This window comes from Desulfarculaceae bacterium (assembly GCA_020444545.1).
GTDB lineage: Bacteria > Desulfobacterota > Desulfarculia > Desulfarculales > Desulfarculaceae > Desulfoferula.
The window spans coordinates 564,341-581,499 of record JAHLKT010000004.1 but is presented as its reverse complement, the minus strand read 5'-3'; the positions used below and the strand labels follow the sequence as shown (position 1 = coordinate 581,499).

Sequence of the window (17,159 nt, the reverse complement as noted above, 5' to 3'; positions counted from 1 at the left end):
TATCCGGCTCAGGCCGCGTCCAGCAGGACCTGCAACATGGTCACGATTCGCCCCGCGGCCAAACCGTCGGCCTCGGGCACCTTCTGGTCCGGGGGCAGGCTGGAGGCCAGGCGGATGGCCTGGCGGCCGTGCAGCAGGGCCTTTTGATTACGGCCCATCCTGCGATACAGGGTGGCCAGGGAAAAATGGGCCGCCAAGTGGTTGGGCTCCAAGTACAGGACCTTGCGCAGATGGTCCCCGGCCAGCTCCGTCTCGCCCTCCTCCAGGGCGATCAGCGCCCGGCAGTGATGGGCCTCGGCCAGCAAGGGATCGGCCTGCAAGGCCTGGCCGCACCAGTGCCGGGCCTCGGCCAGGCGGCCCAGGTTGGCCAAGCGGCGGGCCCCTTTTAGCCAAAGCCCGGCGGCGGAGCGGCGCTGGCCCTTGGCCTGCTCCAACAGGCAGCGGGCGGACTGGAGCTGGTCTTGCTCCAGCAAGCGGCGGGCCTGGGAGAGAAGCTCCGGGCCCGCGTGCAAAGGAGGCCGGGACCGCAGCGGAGGCGCGGCCGGCCGGGGCTTGGGGGCCTGGTACACCGCCCGGGGGGCGGGAGGCGCTTCGCACCCGGCCGGAGGCGCGGCCTCCGCGCGGGTGGGCTGGCCCGGGGCCGGCAGTTGGTAGGCGGTCACCGAGCCCAAGGCGCGGGTGGCGAAGCCGGGGAATCCCCGCGGATCGGTCTCGGTGGCGGCCACCATGAGCCATCCCTCTTGGGCCAGGCACCCCGCGAAGCGGTTCACGATCTGGTGCACCTGATCCTCGGGCAGGTAGATGGCCACGTTGCGGCACAGGATGAGGTCCATGGCGCAGGTGTTGGTCATCAGGGAAGGATAGGTGTCCTCGGCCAGATTGAGGTAGGCGAAGGAAACCCGGCGGGCCAGCTCCGGTTTGATCTGAAAGAGCTGGCCCTGGGGGGTGAAGTAGCGGCCCATCACCTCGGGGCCGCACTGGCGGAAGGACCACTTCTTGTAATGCCCCTTGCGGGCGCGGGCCAGGGACTGCTTGTTGATGTCGGTGCCCAGGATGAGCACCGACCAGCGTTCCCAGTCCGGGATCAGTTCACTGAGCAGCATGGCCAGGGAGTAGGGTTCCTCGCCCGAGGCGCAGCCCGCGCTCCATATGCGCAGGCGGCGCTCCCCCCGGCGGCGGCGGATGATCTCGGGCAGGATGTGCTGGCGCATGGCCGCGAACTGGGCGCTGTCGCGCATGAAATAGGTCTCGCCCACGGTCAGGCCGCTGATCACCCTGTCCCACAGGGGGCTGTCGGTGCGGGAGCGATCCATCTCCCGGTACAGCCGGGTGAGGTCTTCCAGGCCTTCTTCTTCGGCCACCAGGCGCAGATGGCGGATCATCTCTTCCTGGCGGTGGGAGGAAAAATGCATACCCGTGCGCCGCAACACCAGGTCGTGGAACAGGGAGAACTCCCCCGCGCTCAGGGCGCTATCCACGGCGAGGCTACTCATCGGCCGCCGGCATCAGACGAGCGCCCTGCTCTTCCAGCTCTGCCCACAAGTCTTCCCGGTCCCGCCAATCGGCGGGAGCCAAGCGCTCCGGGTCCAACAGCAGGACCAGTTCCTCGCCGTGCTCGAAAATGCCCGCCAGCACCCGCGACTCGGCCAAATGGCCCGTGGGCGGCACGATCTCTCCGGGCGAGGCCTTGACCACGCTCTCCACCGCGTCCACCTGCAAGGCCACCCTGCGGGGCCGCTGGGCGACCACCAGGAGCCGCTGGTCAGGATGGGGCTGGCGAGGGAGGCGGCCGAATATCTGGCCCAGGTCCAGGACGGGCAGCGCCTGGCCGTGCAGGTTGATCACCCCGGCGATCCAAGGCGGGGCCTCGGGAAGGCGCACCGGCGCCACCATGCGCAAGGCCCGCTCCACCCGGTCCAGGGGAAGGGCGAACAGCTTTTGGTCCAGGCGAAAGCTGACGAAGCTTTGGCGCGCGTCCGATGGGACGGAGGCGGCGGATGAAGCCGCCTCTGGGAAGGACTGAGTGCTCTCGGGTTCCGCCATGTTCACTACCTAGAGTTCCAACTGAGATGCATGGCCTTTTTCAGGTATAGCGGCCGAGCAATTAGTTTCCCCTCCAAGGCGTGGGGATTTGTTGTAAGAGAATTTTTACCCCTTATCGGGGCCGGAGGGCAAGAATGTACTGTAAGAACCGAAACCATGGGCAGGCCTGTCCTTGAGTTGGCTTTTCAGTTGTTCCAACCGGCAGGACCTTTCCCTGTCGCCGGCAACTCGGGCTGATTAATCGCCCTAGGCCCCATGCGCCCTCTAGGCGCTAAGGTGTCTAACACGTAATAACAATTACCAAAAATGACAATTTAGTATACTAGTATAAACGGTGCGGTTCAATTCATACTTTTCTGTTACGCATTGTTGCGCGGCTCCCGACCCTGACGAATCCCGGAGCTTTGCCGCCTTACCGTCTATTTTTTGCTTCCCTTAATTTTCTGAGTGCCAAGGCAAGTGATTTTCTTGTCCACGGATTGGGTCTTCCACTGTGAGGCTCCCGTATAGCTCTTGGCGTTGAGGAAATGAATCTGGATCGTCTCCTCGGTAGTGAAGCCGCCCACTTCGAACTTGCCATAAAGCGAGGCCTTGGCCGGGGGCGAGTCGTTCTCCAGGCGGCCGTGGAAGGTGCCGGTGTAGGTCTTTCCGTCCTCGCCCAAGACCCCGATGGCCGCTGTGAGCTCCCGGCCCTTTTGGGTAAGGGTCAGCTGCTTGGCCGCGGTGGGCTTGTCGCCGCAGGTGTTCTTGTACTGGCTGATGTCCAGGGTCCACACTCCACCAAGGCCTCCGGCCAGGGCGCTAGGGGCTGTCAGGACAACCGCCAACCACAACAAGGCTGCTTGCAACAACCGCTTCATGTGCCTCTCCTTTGCCAAGGTCCCGCCGGCCCGCCCGGGCGCGTCCGCTCAAGACTCCAAAATGGTTATGCCCCGCTGCTCGAAGTATCGCTTGATGCGGGCGTAGCGCTCATTGTCGTAAAAGCTCCGGGCCGGGTCATCGGCCGCGAAGTCCGGGTTCACCCCCACCTTCTCGCTCTTGTCGAACCAGATGGGGTTGTTTTTCTCCAGGGCGGCCAGGGTGACCCCGTGCTCCAGGTAGAACTCGGCAAGGGCGGCCATCATCTCGTCAGTGTCGGTCACCCCCGGAATCAGCGGGGTGCGGGGTTTGATGCTGAAAGCGCCTCCCTCCCGAGCCATCCGGTGCAGGCGCGAGAAGTTCTCCTTTATGCGCCCGTTGTCCACCCCGCACCAGCGCTTGTGCAACACGGGGTCGATGATCTTCATGTCCATGAAGATCATGTCGCTGTGGGGCAACACAAGCGCGGCGAAATCGTCGAAGTCGAACAGGCCGGCGGTCTCCACCAAGGTGTGGATGCCCTCGGCCTTGAGCGCTTGCAGCAGCCGGGAGGTGAAATCCATGAACAGGGTGGGCTCGCCACCGGACAGGGTGACCCCGCCGCCGGTGGTGTCGAAGAAGGGCTTGTAAGGCACGATCTTGGCGACTACCTGTGTCACGCTCATGTCCTGACCCACCCGTTTCAGGGCGGTGGAGGGGCAGGCCTCCACGCAGTCGAAACACAGGGTGCACTTGTCCCGGTCGATGCTCAGGGAGTCTCCCAGGGCCAAGGCCCCATCGGGGCAGGCGGGCACGCACTCCCCGCTGGCCACGCATTTGTCCTTTTCGAACCACAGCTCCGGGGCGATCTTCTTGCTCTCGGGATTCTGGCACCACACGCAGTTAAGCGGGCAGCCCTTCATGAACACCACCGAGCGGGTGCCCGGCCCGTCGTCCAGGGAGTTGCCCTTGATGTCGATGATCAATGGACGGCCGCTGCGCGCCTCAGAGGCCATACTCGTTCCTCCGGATGATCTCCAACTGAAGGTCGCGGTGCAGCTTGGTGAAGTAGCCGCAGTAGCCCGAGATGCGCACCAGCAGGTCGGGGTAGTACTCCGGGTGGGCCATGGCGTCGCGCAAGGTGTCCGTGTTGATCATGATGAACTGCACCTGCATGCCTCCCTGGTCGAAGTAGGCCCGGATGGTGTCGCTCATGCGGGTGATGGTCTGTTCGTGAGTGTCCTTGGCCGAGGGCACCACGCGCACGTTGAAGGCGATGTTGTTGTCCATGGTGGTGGGGTCCAGCTTGGCCACGTCCAGCAGGTTGTCCAGCAGGTTCTTGGAGGCCGAGGCCTGGGGGGTGAGGCCGGGGGTGAAGGCCTCGCCGGCCAGGCGGCCCGAGGGCGAGGCCCCCGACACCCGGCCGTAGATGGCGTGGTAGTTCATGGACCACCAGCCCGAGGTGTAATGGCCGCCCCGGTAGTTCTGCTGACCGTGGGCAAAATCGGCCACCATGGCGGTGACCCGCTGAGCCATGGCCAGCGCCTCGGGGTCGTTGGAGCCGAACTTGGGCACCTGGTTCTGAATCCAGGCCCGGAGACTCTTGTAGCCCTCGAAGTTGTACTGGAGCGCCTCCTTGAGTTCCTTGAAGCTGACCTTCTTCTCGTCGTAGACCGCCTTCTTGATGGCGCTCAAGGAGTCGGCCACATCAGCCATGCCGATGGAGGTGACCCCGCTGGTGTTGTAACGGGACCCGCCCCGGGTGATCCCCCGGCCGTTGGTGATGCAGTCGTCCACTATGGCCGAGATCAGCGGCGAGGGCATGTGCTGCTGGTGGATGTGACCCAGCTGATTGTTGCCCTCCACGCTGACCCCGCACAGGAAATGGTATTGCTGAGTGAAGGCATCCATGAAGTCCTCGAAGGTCTCGAAGTCGCCATCCTCCACCTTGCCGGTCTCGGGCCCCAGGGCCCAGTCCAGCAGGGGATGGACCCCGTTGTTCAGGGCCATCTCCAAAGGCGCCATGAGATTCAGCTCGATGCTGCCGGTGGAAGGAAAGTGCATGCCCGCCAGACAGGGCTCCACGCAGCCCACCGCGGTCCACTCGCGGATGTCCTCCTGGGGCCACTCCGGGTTCACCCCGCTCAGGGCGGCGATCACCGCCGCGTCGTTGTGGATGCAGGGGGTGGCCCCGGTGATGTAGTTCACCTCGCATACCCGCTTCAAGTAGGTCTCGCTATTGACCCCGGGCATGTAGCGGGCGTGCATATTGGGGTCGTTCAGGCTGAGCAGCTCGGTGACCTTGAGGATCACATAGGTCATGTCGTTGACCGCGTCGCCGCCGGTGGGAGTGACTCCGCCCAGGTTGATGGTGGTGCTGGGCGGGCCGCCCGAGTTCATCCAGGAGGTGATCTCCATGGTGATGTTGTAGTGGCTGGACAGGCGCAGATACAAACAGCCGATCAGCTCCACCGCCCACTTGATGTAGGCACGGCGCTCCGGTTCGCTGTCCAGCTTGGCCAGGTCCGCCTCGAAGTATGGTTGCAGGATGCCGTCCAGGCGGCCCAGGTGGGGCCCGTCGTCACTGCTCTCCAGACCCAGGGACAGATGCACGATCCACATGGCCTGCACCGCCTCGTAAAGCGTCTCGGCCGGTTGGTCGGGCACCTTGCACAGAATGCGGTGCATTTCCTCCAGCTCCGCGCGGCGGGACGCGTCGCTCTCCGCCTCGGCCTTTGCTTTCGCCTGGGAGGCCAGGTTTTGAGTGTAGGCCGATACCGCGTCCAGGCTGATGCGCATGGCCTCCAGGGTGTCCTTCTTCTCCTGGTCGGCCCGGGTGTCGCGGGCCAACTCCTCGGCGATGCGCCGGCGGATGCCGTCCAGGCCCTGGGTGAGCACCTTGATGTGCCCCGGCGTGGTCTGGCTGTGGGACACGGTCTTGTAGTAGAACACCGCGAAGTAGCGCTCGTGTATCTGGGCCGCCAGGGGGTTGTTGAACTCGGCCTTCCACAGATGCTGGATGTTGCGCGTGGCGTAGAAGGGCATCACGTGCTTGTGCAGGGTCTCGATGGTCTCCTCGTCGATCTTGTAGGAGTCCAGCTCCCTGAAGCCCAGGGTCCTGAGCTCGCCCCACACCTGCCAGCCGAAGGTGTAGGGCTGGTTGACCAGGCCGAAGATTGGATAGGGAGTGTAGGTGCCGGCCAGCAGGTCGCCCTCGCGGACAAGCGCCTGGCGGTTGGCCATCAGGTGATAAAAGCTCTTGGCCTTGCGCAGGTTGGGCTCCCAGGGGGTGCCGTCGGGCATGGTCTCATAGCCGTTGGCCAAGAAAAAATCGGTAAGCAGTTTGCCGTGCTCGCAGCTCACCTGGGCCTTGGTGGTGAACAATTCCCGCCGGAAACGCTCCAGACGGGGCAAGTCCTCCAGGCCCAGCTCGGAGAGATAGGGGTCCTCCAGCCACTTCACCCCGGGGTCCACCCTCTGCCCCCGAAGCCGCTCCACCTTGCGGCGGGCCTTCTCGTCGCGGCCGCTGGTGTCGGCCCCCTCGGCGATGCGCAGGCTCTCAAGCTTGTGCTCGTGCATGGCCTGTTCGGTGGCTGCCTTGGCCTGGTCCAGGAACAACAGGTTCACCAGGTACTCGGCGTAGTTGTAGTAGGCGATGGTTCCTTCGATCCAGATGCGGCCCTTGAGGATCATCTGGGAGGCCTCGTCCTTGCTGGCCTCCTGAAAAGCGCTGAAATCGGCCGCGCCGCGGAACACCAGGCAGGCGTCCACGTCGGCGGGGACGTGATCCAGGGCGGTTATGACGCCGTCCTTGATCCGCACCGCCGCGCCCATGCTGCCGTCAGCGGCGCGAAAGCCCACCGTGGCGTTGATCCATCCCTGGGTGCCTTTCATCTCGCTTTGCAGATCGGGGCGCTGGTTGAATGTGTCGGCTGTGGATACGAGGAGGGAATAGAGCTGCTTGGACGGCCTGGGGCTCAAGGCTGCCTGCATGAGACACTCCTTTCGTGACAAGAGTGTGCGGCATTGTAGGCGGGCCGGGGCCCGCTCGCGTGGGGCAGACTCGGCGTGCGGGGGGGAAGGATCAGGGTGAGGAGTCTTTGTCTAGTTAGATGGTGGACTATCGCCAAGTGCTAAGTCAATCTGACCTCCTTCCGCAATCTACTTCCAACGAGCAGGTTTGATTTATGGCAGGAATGCCACTTGATGATTTGGTGGAGCGGCGTAGAGCAACCTATCAATTTCCCGGTGTCTCCGGCCGCCGCCAGTCGTTTTTGAACGATATGATGCCCGCCGGAAAGCACCTGCGAAAAACCGGAGGCAAAGGCGCTCTGTTTTGTAATATGGGAGCTGCCGTGGGTAAGGATGTCGTTCTCATATCTGAAATAGGAGGACTGCATATTGACCCGCCCATGAAAAGCAAGTTAGTTTAGCAAGCATTGCTTTACATGCTCGCCACGACTGCTTTACATGCTCGCCACGCCCCCCCGACTCGCGTTATCCAAAAGAGCATGTCGATCGGGGGGTAGATGAGCCTCAGAACCAAATTAATATTGCTACTCACCTCTATCGTCATCGCCGTGGCGCTGACATCCTCGTCCCTGGTGTATTTGTTCGCATCCGAAAGATTGGAACAAAGGGCCAAGCAGCGGCTGGCGGGCACCGCGGTTCTTTTGGCGGAAGCAATTCAGCTCCGGTTCGACACCGAGCTGCGCAAGTTCGAATATTGGGCCGCCATGCCCTTGGTCAGCAATACCGTCCTGCATTACAAGGACCCCAAGACGCGGGCCGCATTTGACAAATACTTCTCCGCCGTGGTGACTCGGGAGCCGTATTCCAGCATATATCTGATCGATAAAAAAGGTGAGTGCATTGCCAGCGACGACCCTCGCCGCTTGTTCCACCCCCACTGCCCCAAGGTCGTCAGCAAGCGGCCCAGCGCGGTGGCGGGTTATGCCGGGACCGCCAACATAGGCCGCACCGTGGTGGGCGTGGCCGACGACCGTCCCGTGGTTACGCTGACCGCCCCGGTCCGTCACTTGGGAAAGGTGGTGGCGATCCTGCGGGCCGGCGTGGATTTGGGCCGCTTCGGCCAGGAAGTGCTGGCGCTTCACACCGTTGCGCCAAAAGAAAAGGTATATTTTCTCGACCCCTCTCTGCCCTCGAGCTCGCCCAAGTCCCTCAAGATTCGAGCCCCGGCCAATTGGATGAATTATTCGCCTCCTCCCAAGGAACTGCGGGCAGCCTTTGAAAAGAGGAGCGAAAGCATCTTTCGCTACCGCGACTCCGAAGGGGAACACCTTGTCGCTTTCGCCCAACTGAGGGCTCCCCGATGGTCGATCGTGGTCTCGCAGCCCATGGCCATCATCCTCGCACCGGTTAGGTTCCTGGGTAAGATCACGCTGATTGTGGTGGCCCTCACCATCGCTCTGCTGATTGTGTCCGTATTTCTACTCACCGCCCCGGTGGTCAAGAGAATAGAACGTTGCCGCGAGTTCTCCGGGGATATATGCCGGGGCCGCCTGGAGAGGCGCTTGCCGCCGGGCCCGCGTGACGAGGTGGGCGACTTGGCCCGGGACCTAAACGAGATGGCCGTTCGGCTGGAAGAGAACTTTCACGATATAGCGGAGGCCGAGCGCAAATACCGCGGCATATTTGAGAACTCGGTGGAGGGCATATTTCAGACCAACAGGGATGGCATCATGCTGGCGGCCAACCCCAGGCTGGCGGAGATGTTGCGTGCCGCCAACGCCGACGATCTGGTCGGAAGAAGCTCGCTTGATTTTTATGTTGAGCGAGACATGCGGGGGCAATTGCTGGACCGGCTCCGCAGCGAAGGCGAGGTGAGCGGCTTTGAATGCGAAATGGTCCGCATGGACGGAGCCCGGCTACAGGCGCTCCTGCACGCCCGCGCGGAACTGGATGACCAGGGGGGGATAAACGTTATTCACGGCAGCGTGGAAGACGTAACCGAACTCAGGGAAGCGGAGGCAAAGGCGAGGCGCACCCGCGAGGCGGAAGATCTATTACTCCGGACCAAGCTCGAGATGCTTCGCTATCAAGTGAACCCCCATTTTTTATTCAACACCTTAAACTCCATACGGGAAATGGTCCTGACCGACCCCGACGGCGGGGTGGAAATGATCGAGGCCCTGGCGGGTTTCTACCACTCCAGCCTTACCCATCGTTCCGAACTATTGACCACGGTCTCTGATGAGTTCGACCGTATTGCAAATTATCTCCAAATACAGGAAATCCGGTTTGGGGATCAAATGGAGACGGCCATACGGGTAGATGCGGCTGCCGAGCAGGTTTTCATACCGGTTTTCCTGGGCCAGCCGATCGTGGAAAACGCGGTCAAATACGGCCGGCGATCCGGCGCCAGGCCATTGAAGATTCAAATCAGCGCGCACCTTGAGGGTGACAAATGCCTGTTCATCGTGGCCAACACCGGCCACTGGTTCGAGCCCGACCAAGCCGGGCATGGGCCCGGCACCCAATTGGGTTTGGAATACGTGCAGCGCTGCCTGGCCCATCACTATGGCTCGGACGCCGCTTTTGACATCAGGGAAGAAGACGGCTGGGTGATCGCCCGTATCGTTTTCCCCGCGCGGCCGGAAAACCCAAATGCCTGATCTGCGCGTGATCATAGTGGATGACGAGCCCATGGCCAGGCAGGCTCTAAAGCGCATGCTGGCGGATTTCCCCGAGATCGAGCTTTGCGGCGAGGCCGATTCGGTGGACCAGGCGGAGCGATTGATCAAAGAAACCCGGGCCGGGGTGGTCTTCCTGGACATTGAATTGTGCGGTGAAAGCGGCTTCGAACTGGTGCCCAAGCTGGACAATGAGACAGCAGTGGTTTTCGTCACCGCTTTCAACGAATACGCTATCCGGGCTTTTGAGGTCAACGCACTGGACTATCTGCTCAAGCCGGTCACCAAGGACCGTTTGGCCGAAAGCATCCGCCGGCTCGGCGAGAGGCAGGGGCAGCGGGCGCCGTCAGCTTCCTCGGAAGGGTTGCACGAGGACGACGTAATCCTGGTCCAGGACGGCAAGCAGCGCCGTTGGCTGGACCTGAAGCATGTGTGTCTCATCGAAGCGAACGGCGATTTCACCTTATTGCGGTCCGCGGACGGCGGCTCCGGCACGGTTTGGCGCAGCCTGCGTCAATGGGAGGAGTTGCTTCCCCCTGATCAGTTCGTGCGCATCCACCGGGGGATGATCGTGAACCTAGAACAGGTCGAGGCCTTTGAATCCCTTCCGGGCAACCGGCTCAAGCTGTGCCTGAGAGGCGTGGCCGAATCTTGCGTCGCCAGCCGCCGTCTCACCCCCCAGATTCGCAAACGTCTCTCTTCCTTGGCGGACTGATCGCACTTCGGCTTTCCGCGAAAATCCATCCTTAGCTTGCCCGGGCGACGCCTCTTGGCGCCGCCCGCCTGATTATTGCGTCCGTTCGCCGGATGCCCGCCCGCGGTCCATTGATTTCCTTGGCGTCAATGGCAATAGATAACCGTAGATCACTTTGAGACACGGGAAAGTGAGACTGACAATCAATCGGCAAATTGCTTTAAACCGAGCCTGCCCCCGCAACGTGGAGAGAATCATGAAGATCGTTTCCAGCAAGCTATTAATTCTTGCCCTGGCCCTGTTGATTTGCTTGGGCGCGGCGGGCGTGGCCCAGGCCTATGCCATCTACAACCACGTGGGCCACCATGTGTGCGTGCAAACCTATTGGAGTGAATATGTGATGCCGGATTGCAAGTTCACGATCCCGCCTCATAGCACGCACAACGGCGGGCATGGCGATAACCTCAGCCATGTAACCGTGAGTTGGGACCTGGGCCATGACCATTGGAAGCACAACCCGGACAGCTTCACCATTCCCCATGGCGGCTACGCCCGTATCTATGATGGCGAGGTGAAGGTTTATAAGCACAACGGCGACATTGTGGAAACCAGAAGCATAAGAAAGGAGAAATACGCAACGGGCGCCGTGCGGAAACCAGAAAACTAAAAAAGGCGAATTGCGAATAAAAATTCCAGCGGCGACAACCAAACTTTCAAAGGGCAAATGCCCTGAAAAGACTACTAGCGCCACGCCGCAATCCGGAGAGGAGAGACCAATGAAAAAGTTATCCATTGCCCTGTTGGCGATCGCACTCCTGCTGCCCGCCGGCATGGCTAGGGCCTGGGCCATCTACAACCACGTGGGCAAAGTGGTGTGCCTGCAGGACCGCAGCGCGATGGAATTAGGCGGTTGCCGTAACCAGATCCCTGCCAACGGCAAGTTGAACGGCGAGCACGGGGCCGGGCTGCACAAGATGAGGGTGGTGTGGGCGCATGGAGAGGCTTGCCGGGGCACCGATGGCTACTTTGACATTCCCGATGGCGGCTACGCCCGCATCTACGAAGGCAAAGTAAAGATCTACAAGCACAACGGCGATCGCTTCCACCACAAGACCCCCCACGACTGCGCATGCCCCAACGCCGGTCCCTATGGAGCCAAGCAAAAGTAGGCGACCCGGAAACGGGTTACATGCTTGACCACCAGAGAGAGGAAGCTGATGAAAAAGTTATCCATCGCCCTGTTGGCGATTGCCCTGCTGCTGCCCGCCGGCATGGCCCAGGCCTATGCCATCTACAACCACGTGGACTACGAGGTATGCGTGGGTACTCTTGGGTCCGCTTTTTCTTTTAAAGACTGCAAATTCACGATACCGGCCCACGGCAAGCACAACGGCGGGCATGGCGACAGCCTCAGTCATGTTCTTGTGATGTGGTATCCGCACCGCTTTGTGTGCATGAGCAACGGTGAAAGATTCAGCATACCCAAGGGTGGCTACGCCCGCATCTACCCCCATGAGGTCAAGGTCTACAAGCACGACGGCAAGCATGTGGATACTAAAAGCATCGGCAGGGGATATTGCGGACCCTCGGAGGACAGGAAAAATTCCAGCGGGGACAACTAAACTTTTCAAGGGTAACTACCTTGCAAAAGCTAATAATTATCACCCCGCGCCGCAGTCCGGAGAGGAGAGACCAATGAAAAAGTTATCTATAGCCCTGTTGGCGATTGCGCTGCTGCTGCCTGCCGGCGTGGCGCAAGCCTATGCCATCTACAACCACACCAGCCATCACATCTGCATACTCAAGTGGTACGACACCGGCAACTGCCATGTGCGCGTTGGCCCGCACAGCACCCACAACGGAGAGCACGGCGCGGGCCTGAGCAGGGTGTGGGCCGAATATCACTCCAAGGGAAACCGCTATGAAAGCGACGAGTTCAGCATTCCCAAGAGCGGTTATGCCCGCATCTACGACAAAGAGGTCAAGATCTACAATCACCACAACAAGCACAAAAAGACCGTGCCCATAGAGTTGGACAACTACTAAAAACCCGGGGGAGCAAGAACCATGAAAACTCTTATGATCGTTATGCTCTGCGCCGCGGCCCTGCTGACGGCGGGCTCCGCGCAAGCCTATGCCATCTACAACCACACCAACTATTACATCTGCCTAAAGAAGTGGTACGACTACCCCGGCGAATGCCACGTGTACGTTGACCCGCACAGCACCCACAACGGTGAGCACGGCGCGGGCCTGAGCAGCGTTTACGCCTACTACGGAACCAAGAAACACGATTACGAAAGCGACAAGTTCAGCATACCCAAGGGCGGTTATGCCCGCATCTACGACAGAGAGATCAAAATCTACACTCACCATGGCAAGCACAAAAATACCGTGCGCATAGATAAAGAGGACTAATAAACACAGCCGGTGAAGGAAAACCCATGAAAACTCTGATGATCATTATGCTTTGCGCCGCGGCCTTATTAGTTCCTGGTTTCGCCCAGGCCTATGCCATCTACAACCACACCAGCCATAACATCTGCATTACCAAGTGGTACGACACCGGCAACTGCCATGTAAGCGTTGACCCGCACAGCACCCATAACGGCGAGCACGGCGCGGGCTTGAAGAGCGTGTGGGCCTCCTACCACTCCAAGGGGAACCTCTATAAAAGCGACGAGTTCAGCATTCCCAAGAGCGGCTATGCTCGCATCTACGACAAAAAAATCAAGATCTACAATCACCACGGCAAGCACGAAAATACCGTGCCCATAGAAATGGACAACTACTAAACAGAGCCGGGGAAGATTACCCATGAAAACTCTGATGATCGTAATGCGTTACCAATTATGCCGCGGCAACCGGGCCCCCTTCACCATCCCCCGTGGCGGCTACGCCCGCATCCACGATGACGAGGTGAAGGTCTATAAACGCAACGGCGATCACGTCGAAACTAGAGGCATCACCAAATATGACTGCACATGGTAGGGGGAAGGTTTCCAGACACGGCTATGAGCGCGCCGAAACCAAGGGTGATCATGAAACAGTTGCTTGTCGCCATATTGGCTCTTGTCCTGGCGGCCTGCCTCCGGCCCCGGGCGGGCCTGGCGGCGTGCGTTTACAACAGGGCCCATTCGCCCATTTACGTGGTTTTCGACTGCGGGCCCGGCTGCTCCAACAACTGGACCATACATCCCACCTATCACAAATGCCTGCCGGGCAAGCCCGGCGTGGTCGCGGTCAGGGTTATGGACGCGGCTAACCGGGGCGAGATCGGCGATGGGGTCTGCGTGGTGAAGGTGGGCGCCCACGGCTGGGTGACGGTTTACCAGGACGGCAAGAAAGTCACCGTAAAGAGTAAGCACAAGGACAGCGCGCTACGCGAGGAGTGCTCCACCACCATAGTCAGAGACTAGGCAGGCGGCACGGGTGGACCATGGCTGCACGTATTAATCGGATTTTGATCGCCGCCAACTCCGGGGTGGGCGGCTGATGAGACTTGGAGAGGGATATGAAAAGCAAGACAGTCTTTGGGGTGGCCTTTTTGATAGCCGGGCTGATCTGCCTGGGCGCGGCAATGCCGGCCCATGCCTACGCCATCTACAACCATGTGGACCACGAGGTCTGTGTCGCCATCGGGGCAGGGGGCTGCAATTTCTATGTGGGCAGCCACGACCACCACAACGGGGAGCACGGCTCGGGCCTGCGGGACGCCGCCGTGTTTTGGAACACCAGCGGCGGCCTTTGCATGGGAAGCGGCAGATTCGACATTCCCAAGGGGGGGTTCATCAGGATCTACAAGCATGAGGTGAAAATCTACAACCACCACAACAAGCATCTACGATCCAAGGGGATCCACCGCACGGAATGCCCCTCATACTACCACCTTTTATAGCAACGGTTGCCGGGCGGGGGCCGCGCCGGCCGCCACCGGCTACTAGGTCTTTGCCTCACATCGCAAAAGCAGAGAAGGGAAACCCATGAAAAAGTTGGCCATCGCCTTGTTGGCGATTTCACTCCTGCTGCCCGCCGGCCTGGCGCAAGCCTATGCCATCTACAACCACGTGGGCCACGAGGTGTGCGTGTCTACTCGTTGGACCCCATTTACTTTCAAGGGATGCAAATTCACGATACCGGCCCACGACAAGCATAACGGCGGGCATGGCGACAGCCTCAGCCATGTACACGTGTTTTGGGATGCGCATGATACATGCCATAGTAACCGGGACAGCTTCGACATACCCCATGGCGGCTACGCCCGCATTTACGAGGACAAGGTGAAAGTCTATAAACACGACGGCAAGCACATCGAGACCAGAGGCGTCGAAAAGTACCACTGCGGAGGGTAGGGCGGAAGTTTATAAACACGACGGCGAGCGCGTCAAAAGCAAAAGCACCACCAAGTATGACCGCAAAGGCGGCTGGCCGTTTCCTTACACCAGAAATTAAGTCCAGCGGCCACCCATAGTTGCCAAGGAGGGCAGCACCATGAACAGACTACTGATTGTCGCGGCGTGCCTGGCCGTCCTGCTGACGGCGGGCACGGCCCAGGCCTATGCCATCTACAACCACGTGGATCACGAGATCTGCGTGGCCAGCGCGGCCAGTGCCTTTTTCGCCGCCTGCAAGTTCACCATTCCCCCGCACGGCAAGCACAATGGTTCCCACGGCTCCGGCATGAAGAACCAGGGCATGATCTGGCATAGCTCCGGCACCTGTCGGTGCGTCGCGGTATTCGACATACCGGACGGCGGCTACGCCCGCGTGTACAACGAAGTGGTCAAGGTCTACAAGCACAACGGTAAGCACGTGGCCGAGCACGATGTGTACGACTGCGACTGTTGGGGGCCGGGCAGGGGCAAAAAGAAGCCCTAGGGCCGGCACGGTCCGCAACCATTAGCCGGGAGAGGCCATGAAAACTTTATTAATAGCGATTTTTATCGCCGGGGCACTGCTGATGGCGGGTTCCGCGCAGGCCTATGCCATCTACAACCACACCTCTTACAAGGTTTGCATAGCCCACTGGTACTCCATGAGTGGCTGCGACATGAAGGTCGGCCCGCACAGCACCCTAAACGGCGAGCATGGGGCCGGGCTGAAGCGGGTATGGGCTTCTTTCCGCGCCAAGGGGAACGACTACCGGAGTGACGAGTTCAGCATTCCCAAGGGTGGCTACATCAGGGTCTACGACCGAGAGCTGAAAGTCTATGATCACCACGACAAGCACCAAAAGACCGTGTCCATACAGCGCGACAGTTAACCAAAAATCCCGAGAGAGGAAGTCCATGAAATCCTTAGTCATCGCGTTGCTGTGCCTGGCCGCGTTGCTCACGGCAAGCTCCGCCCAAGCCTATGCAATTTACAACCACACCAGCCATCACTTCTGCCTAAAGAGGTGGTACCAAATTAGCTGCTATGTGAGCGTCGACCCGCACAGCACCCACAACGGCGAGCACGGTGCGGGCCTGAACAACGTATATGCCTTCTACGAAACTAAAAGTAACGAATACCACAGCGGCAAGTTCAGCATACCCAAGGGCGGTTATGCCCGCATCTACAACAAAAGGGTCAAAATCTACACTCACAGCGACAAGCACATAAAGACCGTGGACATAACCCCGGATTACTCAAAGACAGAGTCAAGGGAGCAAAAACCATGAAAATCCTGATGATCGTTATGCTTTGCGCCGCAGCCCTGTTGGCGGCGGGCTCCGCCCAGGCCTATGCCATCTACAACCACGTTGACCACAAGGTGTGCATACAAACCTTTTGGTCTCAATTTCTCCTCGATAACTGCAAGTTCATGATCCCGGCCCACGGCAAGCACAACGGCGGGCACGGCGACAGCCTCAGCCACGTCTACGCGGTCTACCTGGTGAAACACGGCGACAAATGCTGCCGCTGCAACCAGGATGGCTTCAGCATCCCCAAGGGTGGGTACGCCCGCATCTACCCCGACAAGGTCAAGGTCTACAAGCACGACGGCACACACGTGGAGAACAAGACCATCACCTACTGCGATTGCGATTGCGACAACGCCAGTAAGAAATAGGCCCTCCCGGACGGCATACTGCCATTGATCAGCGATGGCAGCTGCAAACACCCGGTCACGGGCTGGTTGTGCCTGGCGCTATTGCTCACGAATAGCCCCATGCTCGTGTTGCCGTACGATCCGAGTTTAGAGGCCTCAGCCCCAGGTTGTGGCGCCTCCTGTGCCGCGTGGTTTGCTCCTTGACCAGATTCCTGGCCGTCACCATTTCTCTGGCCCGGCCGTGATACACATCGGCGGGGGGCAGGTTGCCCAGGGACTCGTGCACCCGCCGGTGGTTGTAGTAATCCACGAAACGGCCGATCTGATGCTCCAGGTCCCAGGGCAGGTAATAGTTCTCCTGGTTGATCCGGTTCTTCAAGGTCCGGCGGTATCGTTCGATCTTGCCCTGGGTCATGGGGTGGTAGGGCTTGCCCCGTCCCCCAAGATGCGATAGACGCTGGACTCGCTGATGAAGGCGCCCTGGCTGTCGGTGATGTGCCAGGCCAGCTCTCGAGGGGTGAGCTCAGGCATCTTCTTGGCCTCTGAAACAATATGTTCAGCCGCTTTTTATTCCCCTGATCCAGCGCGGCCATTTCGGGTTCAGAGCCCAGTTGCTGGACCACATGGGCGTTCACGAGGAAGGCCAGAGTTGGAAGATGAGACCGAAACCTGAAATGGTGACAGTTGGTGACAGGAAAGGGGTTAGCCGCATTGGGCTAACCCCTTGAATTGCTGGTGGGCGATGCGAGATTCGAACTCACGGCCTTTGGCTCCGGAGGCCAACGCTCTATCCATCTGAGCTAATCGCCCGCGTAGGTCAGATGGCATTTCTACCATAGGCGCGGGGAGTTGTCCAGTTAGGCGATTGTTGTTTAACTCCCATGAGTAGGGGTTATAA

General features: G+C 60.1%; 23 protein-coding genes and 1 tRNA gene. 16 read left to right on the top strand and 8 right to left on the bottom strand.

Annotated features, from left to right (window positions below; genetic code table 11):
• Positions 1-8: 8 nt before the first annotated feature.
• The 5 genes from KQH53_14505 to KQH53_14485 all read right to left on the bottom strand — a co-directional run bounded on the left by KQH53_14505 (position 9) and on the right by KQH53_14485 (position 6,873).
• Positions 9-1,493, bottom strand: a complete 1,485-nt coding sequence (locus KQH53_14505) for a hypothetical protein (protein MCB2227887.1) — start codon at positions 1,491-1,493, stop codon at positions 9-11.
• Positions 1,486-2,043 carry a chemotaxis protein CheW gene (locus KQH53_14500; GenBank protein ID MCB2227886.1) on the bottom strand — a complete coding sequence of 186 codons (558 nt, stop codon included), beginning with the start codon at positions 2,041-2,043 and terminating at the stop codon, positions 1,486-1,488. Before KQH53_14500 ends, KQH53_14505 begins: the two co-directional genes overlap by 8 nt.
• A gap of 419 nt (positions 2,044-2,462) precedes the next feature.
• Positions 2,463-2,903: a hypothetical protein gene (locus tag KQH53_14495; protein ID MCB2227885.1), complete on the bottom strand. Its 441-nt coding sequence runs from the start codon at positions 2,901-2,903 to the stop codon at positions 2,463-2,465.
• A gap of 48 nt (positions 2,904-2,951) precedes the next feature.
• A complete protein-coding gene (locus KQH53_14490) occupies positions 2,952-3,896 on the bottom strand; it encodes a glycyl-radical enzyme activating protein (protein ID MCB2227884.1) in 945 nt (314 codons plus the stop codon).
• Positions 3,886-6,873, bottom strand: coding sequence for a hypothetical protein (locus tag KQH53_14485; protein ID MCB2227883.1), 2,988 nt, complete (start codon positions 6,871-6,873; stop codon positions 3,886-3,888). Before KQH53_14485 ends, KQH53_14490 begins: the two co-directional genes overlap by 11 nt.
• 536 nt (positions 6,874-7,409) lie before the next feature.
• On the opposite strand from KQH53_14485, the gene KQH53_14480 reads away from it, so the two are divergent.
• From KQH53_14480 to KQH53_14405, 16 genes are all read left to right on the top strand, one after another.
• Positions 7,410-9,515: a histidine kinase gene (locus KQH53_14480; GenBank protein ID MCB2227882.1), complete on the top strand. Its 2,106-nt coding sequence runs from the start codon at positions 7,410-7,412 to the stop codon at positions 9,513-9,515.
• The gene (locus tag KQH53_14475; protein ID MCB2227881.1) at positions 9,508-10,248 is read left to right on the top strand and encodes a LytTR family DNA-binding domain-containing protein; all 741 of its coding nucleotides are present in this window, start codon (positions 9,508-9,510) and stop codon (positions 10,246-10,248) included. Before KQH53_14480 ends, KQH53_14475 begins: the two co-directional genes overlap by 8 nt.
• Positions 10,249-10,483: 235 nt before the next feature.
• A complete protein-coding gene (locus KQH53_14470) occupies positions 10,484-10,894 on the top strand; it encodes a hypothetical protein (protein MCB2227880.1) in 411 nt (136 codons plus the stop codon).
• Positions 10,895-11,003: 109 nt separating this feature from the next.
• Positions 11,004-11,396 (top strand): hypothetical protein, encoded by a 393-nt coding sequence (locus tag KQH53_14465; protein MCB2227879.1) that lies wholly within the window; start codon positions 11,004-11,006, stop codon positions 11,394-11,396.
• A 48-nt stretch (positions 11,397-11,444) separates the two neighbouring features.
• The gene (locus KQH53_14460) at positions 11,445-11,849 is read left to right on the top strand and encodes a hypothetical protein (GenBank protein MCB2227878.1); all 405 of its coding nucleotides are present in this window, start codon (positions 11,445-11,447) and stop codon (positions 11,847-11,849) included.
• A 73-nt stretch (positions 11,850-11,922) separates the two neighbouring features.
• Positions 11,923-12,273, top strand: a complete 351-nt coding sequence (locus KQH53_14455) for a hypothetical protein (protein ID MCB2227877.1) — start codon at positions 11,923-11,925, stop codon at positions 12,271-12,273.
• Between the two features lie 21 nt (positions 12,274-12,294).
• Positions 12,295-12,645 (top strand): hypothetical protein, encoded by a 351-nt coding sequence (locus KQH53_14450; protein ID MCB2227876.1) that lies wholly within the window; start codon positions 12,295-12,297, stop codon positions 12,643-12,645.
• A 26-nt stretch (positions 12,646-12,671) separates the two neighbouring features.
• Positions 12,672-13,022: a hypothetical protein gene (locus tag KQH53_14445; protein ID MCB2227875.1), complete on the top strand. Its 351-nt coding sequence runs from the start codon at positions 12,672-12,674 to the stop codon at positions 13,020-13,022.
• 22 nt (positions 13,023-13,044) lie between these two features.
• On the top strand, positions 13,045-13,218 hold the full coding sequence (locus tag KQH53_14440; protein ID MCB2227874.1) for a hypothetical protein: 174 nt from the start codon (positions 13,045-13,047) through the stop codon (positions 13,216-13,218).
• 50 nt (positions 13,219-13,268) lie between these two features.
• Positions 13,269-13,646 carry a hypothetical protein gene (locus KQH53_14435; protein ID MCB2227873.1) on the top strand — a complete coding sequence of 126 codons (378 nt, stop codon included), beginning with the start codon at positions 13,269-13,271 and terminating at the stop codon, positions 13,644-13,646.
• Between the two features lie 95 nt (positions 13,647-13,741).
• Positions 13,742-14,125 carry a potassium-transporting ATPase subunit KdpA gene (locus KQH53_14430; GenBank protein ID MCB2227872.1) on the top strand — a complete coding sequence of 128 codons (384 nt, stop codon included), beginning with the start codon at positions 13,742-13,744 and terminating at the stop codon, positions 14,123-14,125.
• Positions 14,126-14,210: 85 nt separating this feature from the next.
• On the top strand, positions 14,211-14,579 hold the full coding sequence (locus tag KQH53_14425) for a hypothetical protein (protein ID MCB2227871.1): 369 nt from the start codon (positions 14,211-14,213) through the stop codon (positions 14,577-14,579).
• Positions 14,580-14,718: 139 nt separating this feature from the next.
• Positions 14,719-15,105, top strand: coding sequence for a hypothetical protein (locus tag KQH53_14420; GenBank protein MCB2227870.1), 387 nt, complete (start codon positions 14,719-14,721; stop codon positions 15,103-15,105).
• An 82-nt stretch (positions 15,106-15,187) separates the two neighbouring features.
• The gene (locus KQH53_14415) at positions 15,188-15,490 is read left to right on the top strand and encodes a hypothetical protein (protein ID MCB2227869.1); all 303 of its coding nucleotides are present in this window, start codon (positions 15,188-15,190) and stop codon (positions 15,488-15,490) included.
• A 25-nt stretch (positions 15,491-15,515) separates the two neighbouring features.
• A complete protein-coding gene (locus KQH53_14410; GenBank protein ID MCB2227868.1) occupies positions 15,516-15,890 on the top strand; it encodes a hypothetical protein in 375 nt (124 codons plus the stop codon).
• Entirely contained in the window at positions 15,887-16,282 is a 396-nt protein-coding gene (locus tag KQH53_14405; GenBank protein MCB2227867.1) for a hypothetical protein, read from the top strand. Before KQH53_14410 ends, KQH53_14405 begins: the two co-directional genes overlap by 4 nt.
• Positions 16,283-16,367: 85 nt before the next feature.
• Here the strand turns inward: KQH53_14405 and KQH53_14400 are convergent, their stop codons facing one another.
• The 3 genes from KQH53_14400 to KQH53_14390 all read right to left on the bottom strand — a co-directional run bounded on the left by KQH53_14400 (position 16,368) and on the right by KQH53_14390 (position 17,071).
• Positions 16,368-16,676 (bottom strand): transposase, encoded by a 309-nt coding sequence (locus KQH53_14400; protein ID MCB2227866.1) that lies wholly within the window; start codon positions 16,674-16,676, stop codon positions 16,368-16,370.
• A complete protein-coding gene (locus KQH53_14395; protein MCB2227865.1) occupies positions 16,673-16,792 on the bottom strand; it encodes a helix-turn-helix domain-containing protein in 120 nt (39 codons plus the stop codon). Before KQH53_14395 ends, KQH53_14400 begins: the two co-directional genes overlap by 4 nt.
• Before the next feature lie 202 nt (positions 16,793-16,994).
• A tRNA-Arg gene (locus tag KQH53_14390) sits at positions 16,995-17,071 on the bottom strand.
• Positions 17,072-17,159: the final 88 nt, after the last annotated feature.

Excerpts from the sequence above, each read along its gene's own strand:
- KQH53_14505 (MCB2227887.1), bottom strand. The coding sequence starts at position 1,493 with ATGAGTAGCCTCGCCGTGGATAGCGCCCTGAGCGCGGGGGAGTTCTCC.
- KQH53_14500 (MCB2227886.1), bottom strand. The coding sequence starts at position 2,043 with ATGGCGGAACCCGAGAGCACTCAGTCCTTCCCAGAGGCGGCTTCATCC.
- KQH53_14495 (MCB2227885.1), bottom strand. The coding sequence starts at position 2,903 with ATGAAGCGGTTGTTGCAAGCAGCCTTGTTGTGGTTGGCGGTTGTCCTG.
- KQH53_14490 (MCB2227884.1), bottom strand. The coding sequence starts at position 3,896 with ATGGCCTCTGAGGCGCGCAGCGGCCGTCCATTGATCATCGACATCAAG.
- KQH53_14485 (MCB2227883.1), bottom strand. The coding sequence starts at position 6,873 with ATGCAGGCAGCCTTGAGCCCCAGGCCGTCCAAGCAGCTCTATTCCCTC.
- KQH53_14480 (MCB2227882.1), top strand. The coding sequence starts at position 7,410 with ATGAGCCTCAGAACCAAATTAATATTGCTACTCACCTCTATCGTCATC.
- KQH53_14475 (MCB2227881.1), top strand. The coding sequence starts at position 9,508 with ATGCCTGATCTGCGCGTGATCATAGTGGATGACGAGCCCATGGCCAGG.
- KQH53_14470 (MCB2227880.1), top strand. The coding sequence starts at position 10,484 with ATGAAGATCGTTTCCAGCAAGCTATTAATTCTTGCCCTGGCCCTGTTG.
- KQH53_14465 (MCB2227879.1), top strand. The coding sequence starts at position 11,004 with ATGAAAAAGTTATCCATTGCCCTGTTGGCGATCGCACTCCTGCTGCCC.
- KQH53_14460 (MCB2227878.1), top strand. The coding sequence starts at position 11,445 with ATGAAAAAGTTATCCATCGCCCTGTTGGCGATTGCCCTGCTGCTGCCC.
- KQH53_14455 (MCB2227877.1), top strand. The coding sequence starts at position 11,923 with ATGAAAAAGTTATCTATAGCCCTGTTGGCGATTGCGCTGCTGCTGCCT.
- KQH53_14450 (MCB2227876.1), top strand. The coding sequence starts at position 12,295 with ATGAAAACTCTTATGATCGTTATGCTCTGCGCCGCGGCCCTGCTGACG.
- KQH53_14445 (MCB2227875.1), top strand. The coding sequence starts at position 12,672 with ATGAAAACTCTGATGATCATTATGCTTTGCGCCGCGGCCTTATTAGTT.
- KQH53_14440 (MCB2227874.1), top strand. The coding sequence starts at position 13,045 with ATGAAAACTCTGATGATCGTAATGCGTTACCAATTATGCCGCGGCAAC.
- KQH53_14435 (MCB2227873.1), top strand. The coding sequence starts at position 13,269 with ATGAAACAGTTGCTTGTCGCCATATTGGCTCTTGTCCTGGCGGCCTGC.
- KQH53_14430 (MCB2227872.1), top strand. The coding sequence starts at position 13,742 with ATGAAAAGCAAGACAGTCTTTGGGGTGGCCTTTTTGATAGCCGGGCTG.
- KQH53_14425 (MCB2227871.1), top strand. The coding sequence starts at position 14,211 with ATGAAAAAGTTGGCCATCGCCTTGTTGGCGATTTCACTCCTGCTGCCC.
- KQH53_14420 (MCB2227870.1), top strand. The coding sequence starts at position 14,719 with ATGAACAGACTACTGATTGTCGCGGCGTGCCTGGCCGTCCTGCTGACG.
- KQH53_14415 (MCB2227869.1), top strand. The coding sequence starts at position 15,188 with ATGGCGGGTTCCGCGCAGGCCTATGCCATCTACAACCACACCTCTTAC.
- KQH53_14410 (MCB2227868.1), top strand. The coding sequence starts at position 15,516 with ATGAAATCCTTAGTCATCGCGTTGCTGTGCCTGGCCGCGTTGCTCACG.
- KQH53_14405 (MCB2227867.1), top strand. The coding sequence starts at position 15,887 with ATGAAAATCCTGATGATCGTTATGCTTTGCGCCGCAGCCCTGTTGGCG.
- KQH53_14400 (MCB2227866.1), bottom strand. The coding sequence starts at position 16,676 with ATGACCCAGGGCAAGATCGAACGATACCGCCGGACCTTGAAGAACCGG.
- KQH53_14395 (MCB2227865.1), bottom strand. The coding sequence starts at position 16,792 with ATGCCTGAGCTCACCCCTCGAGAGCTGGCCTGGCACATCACCGACAGC.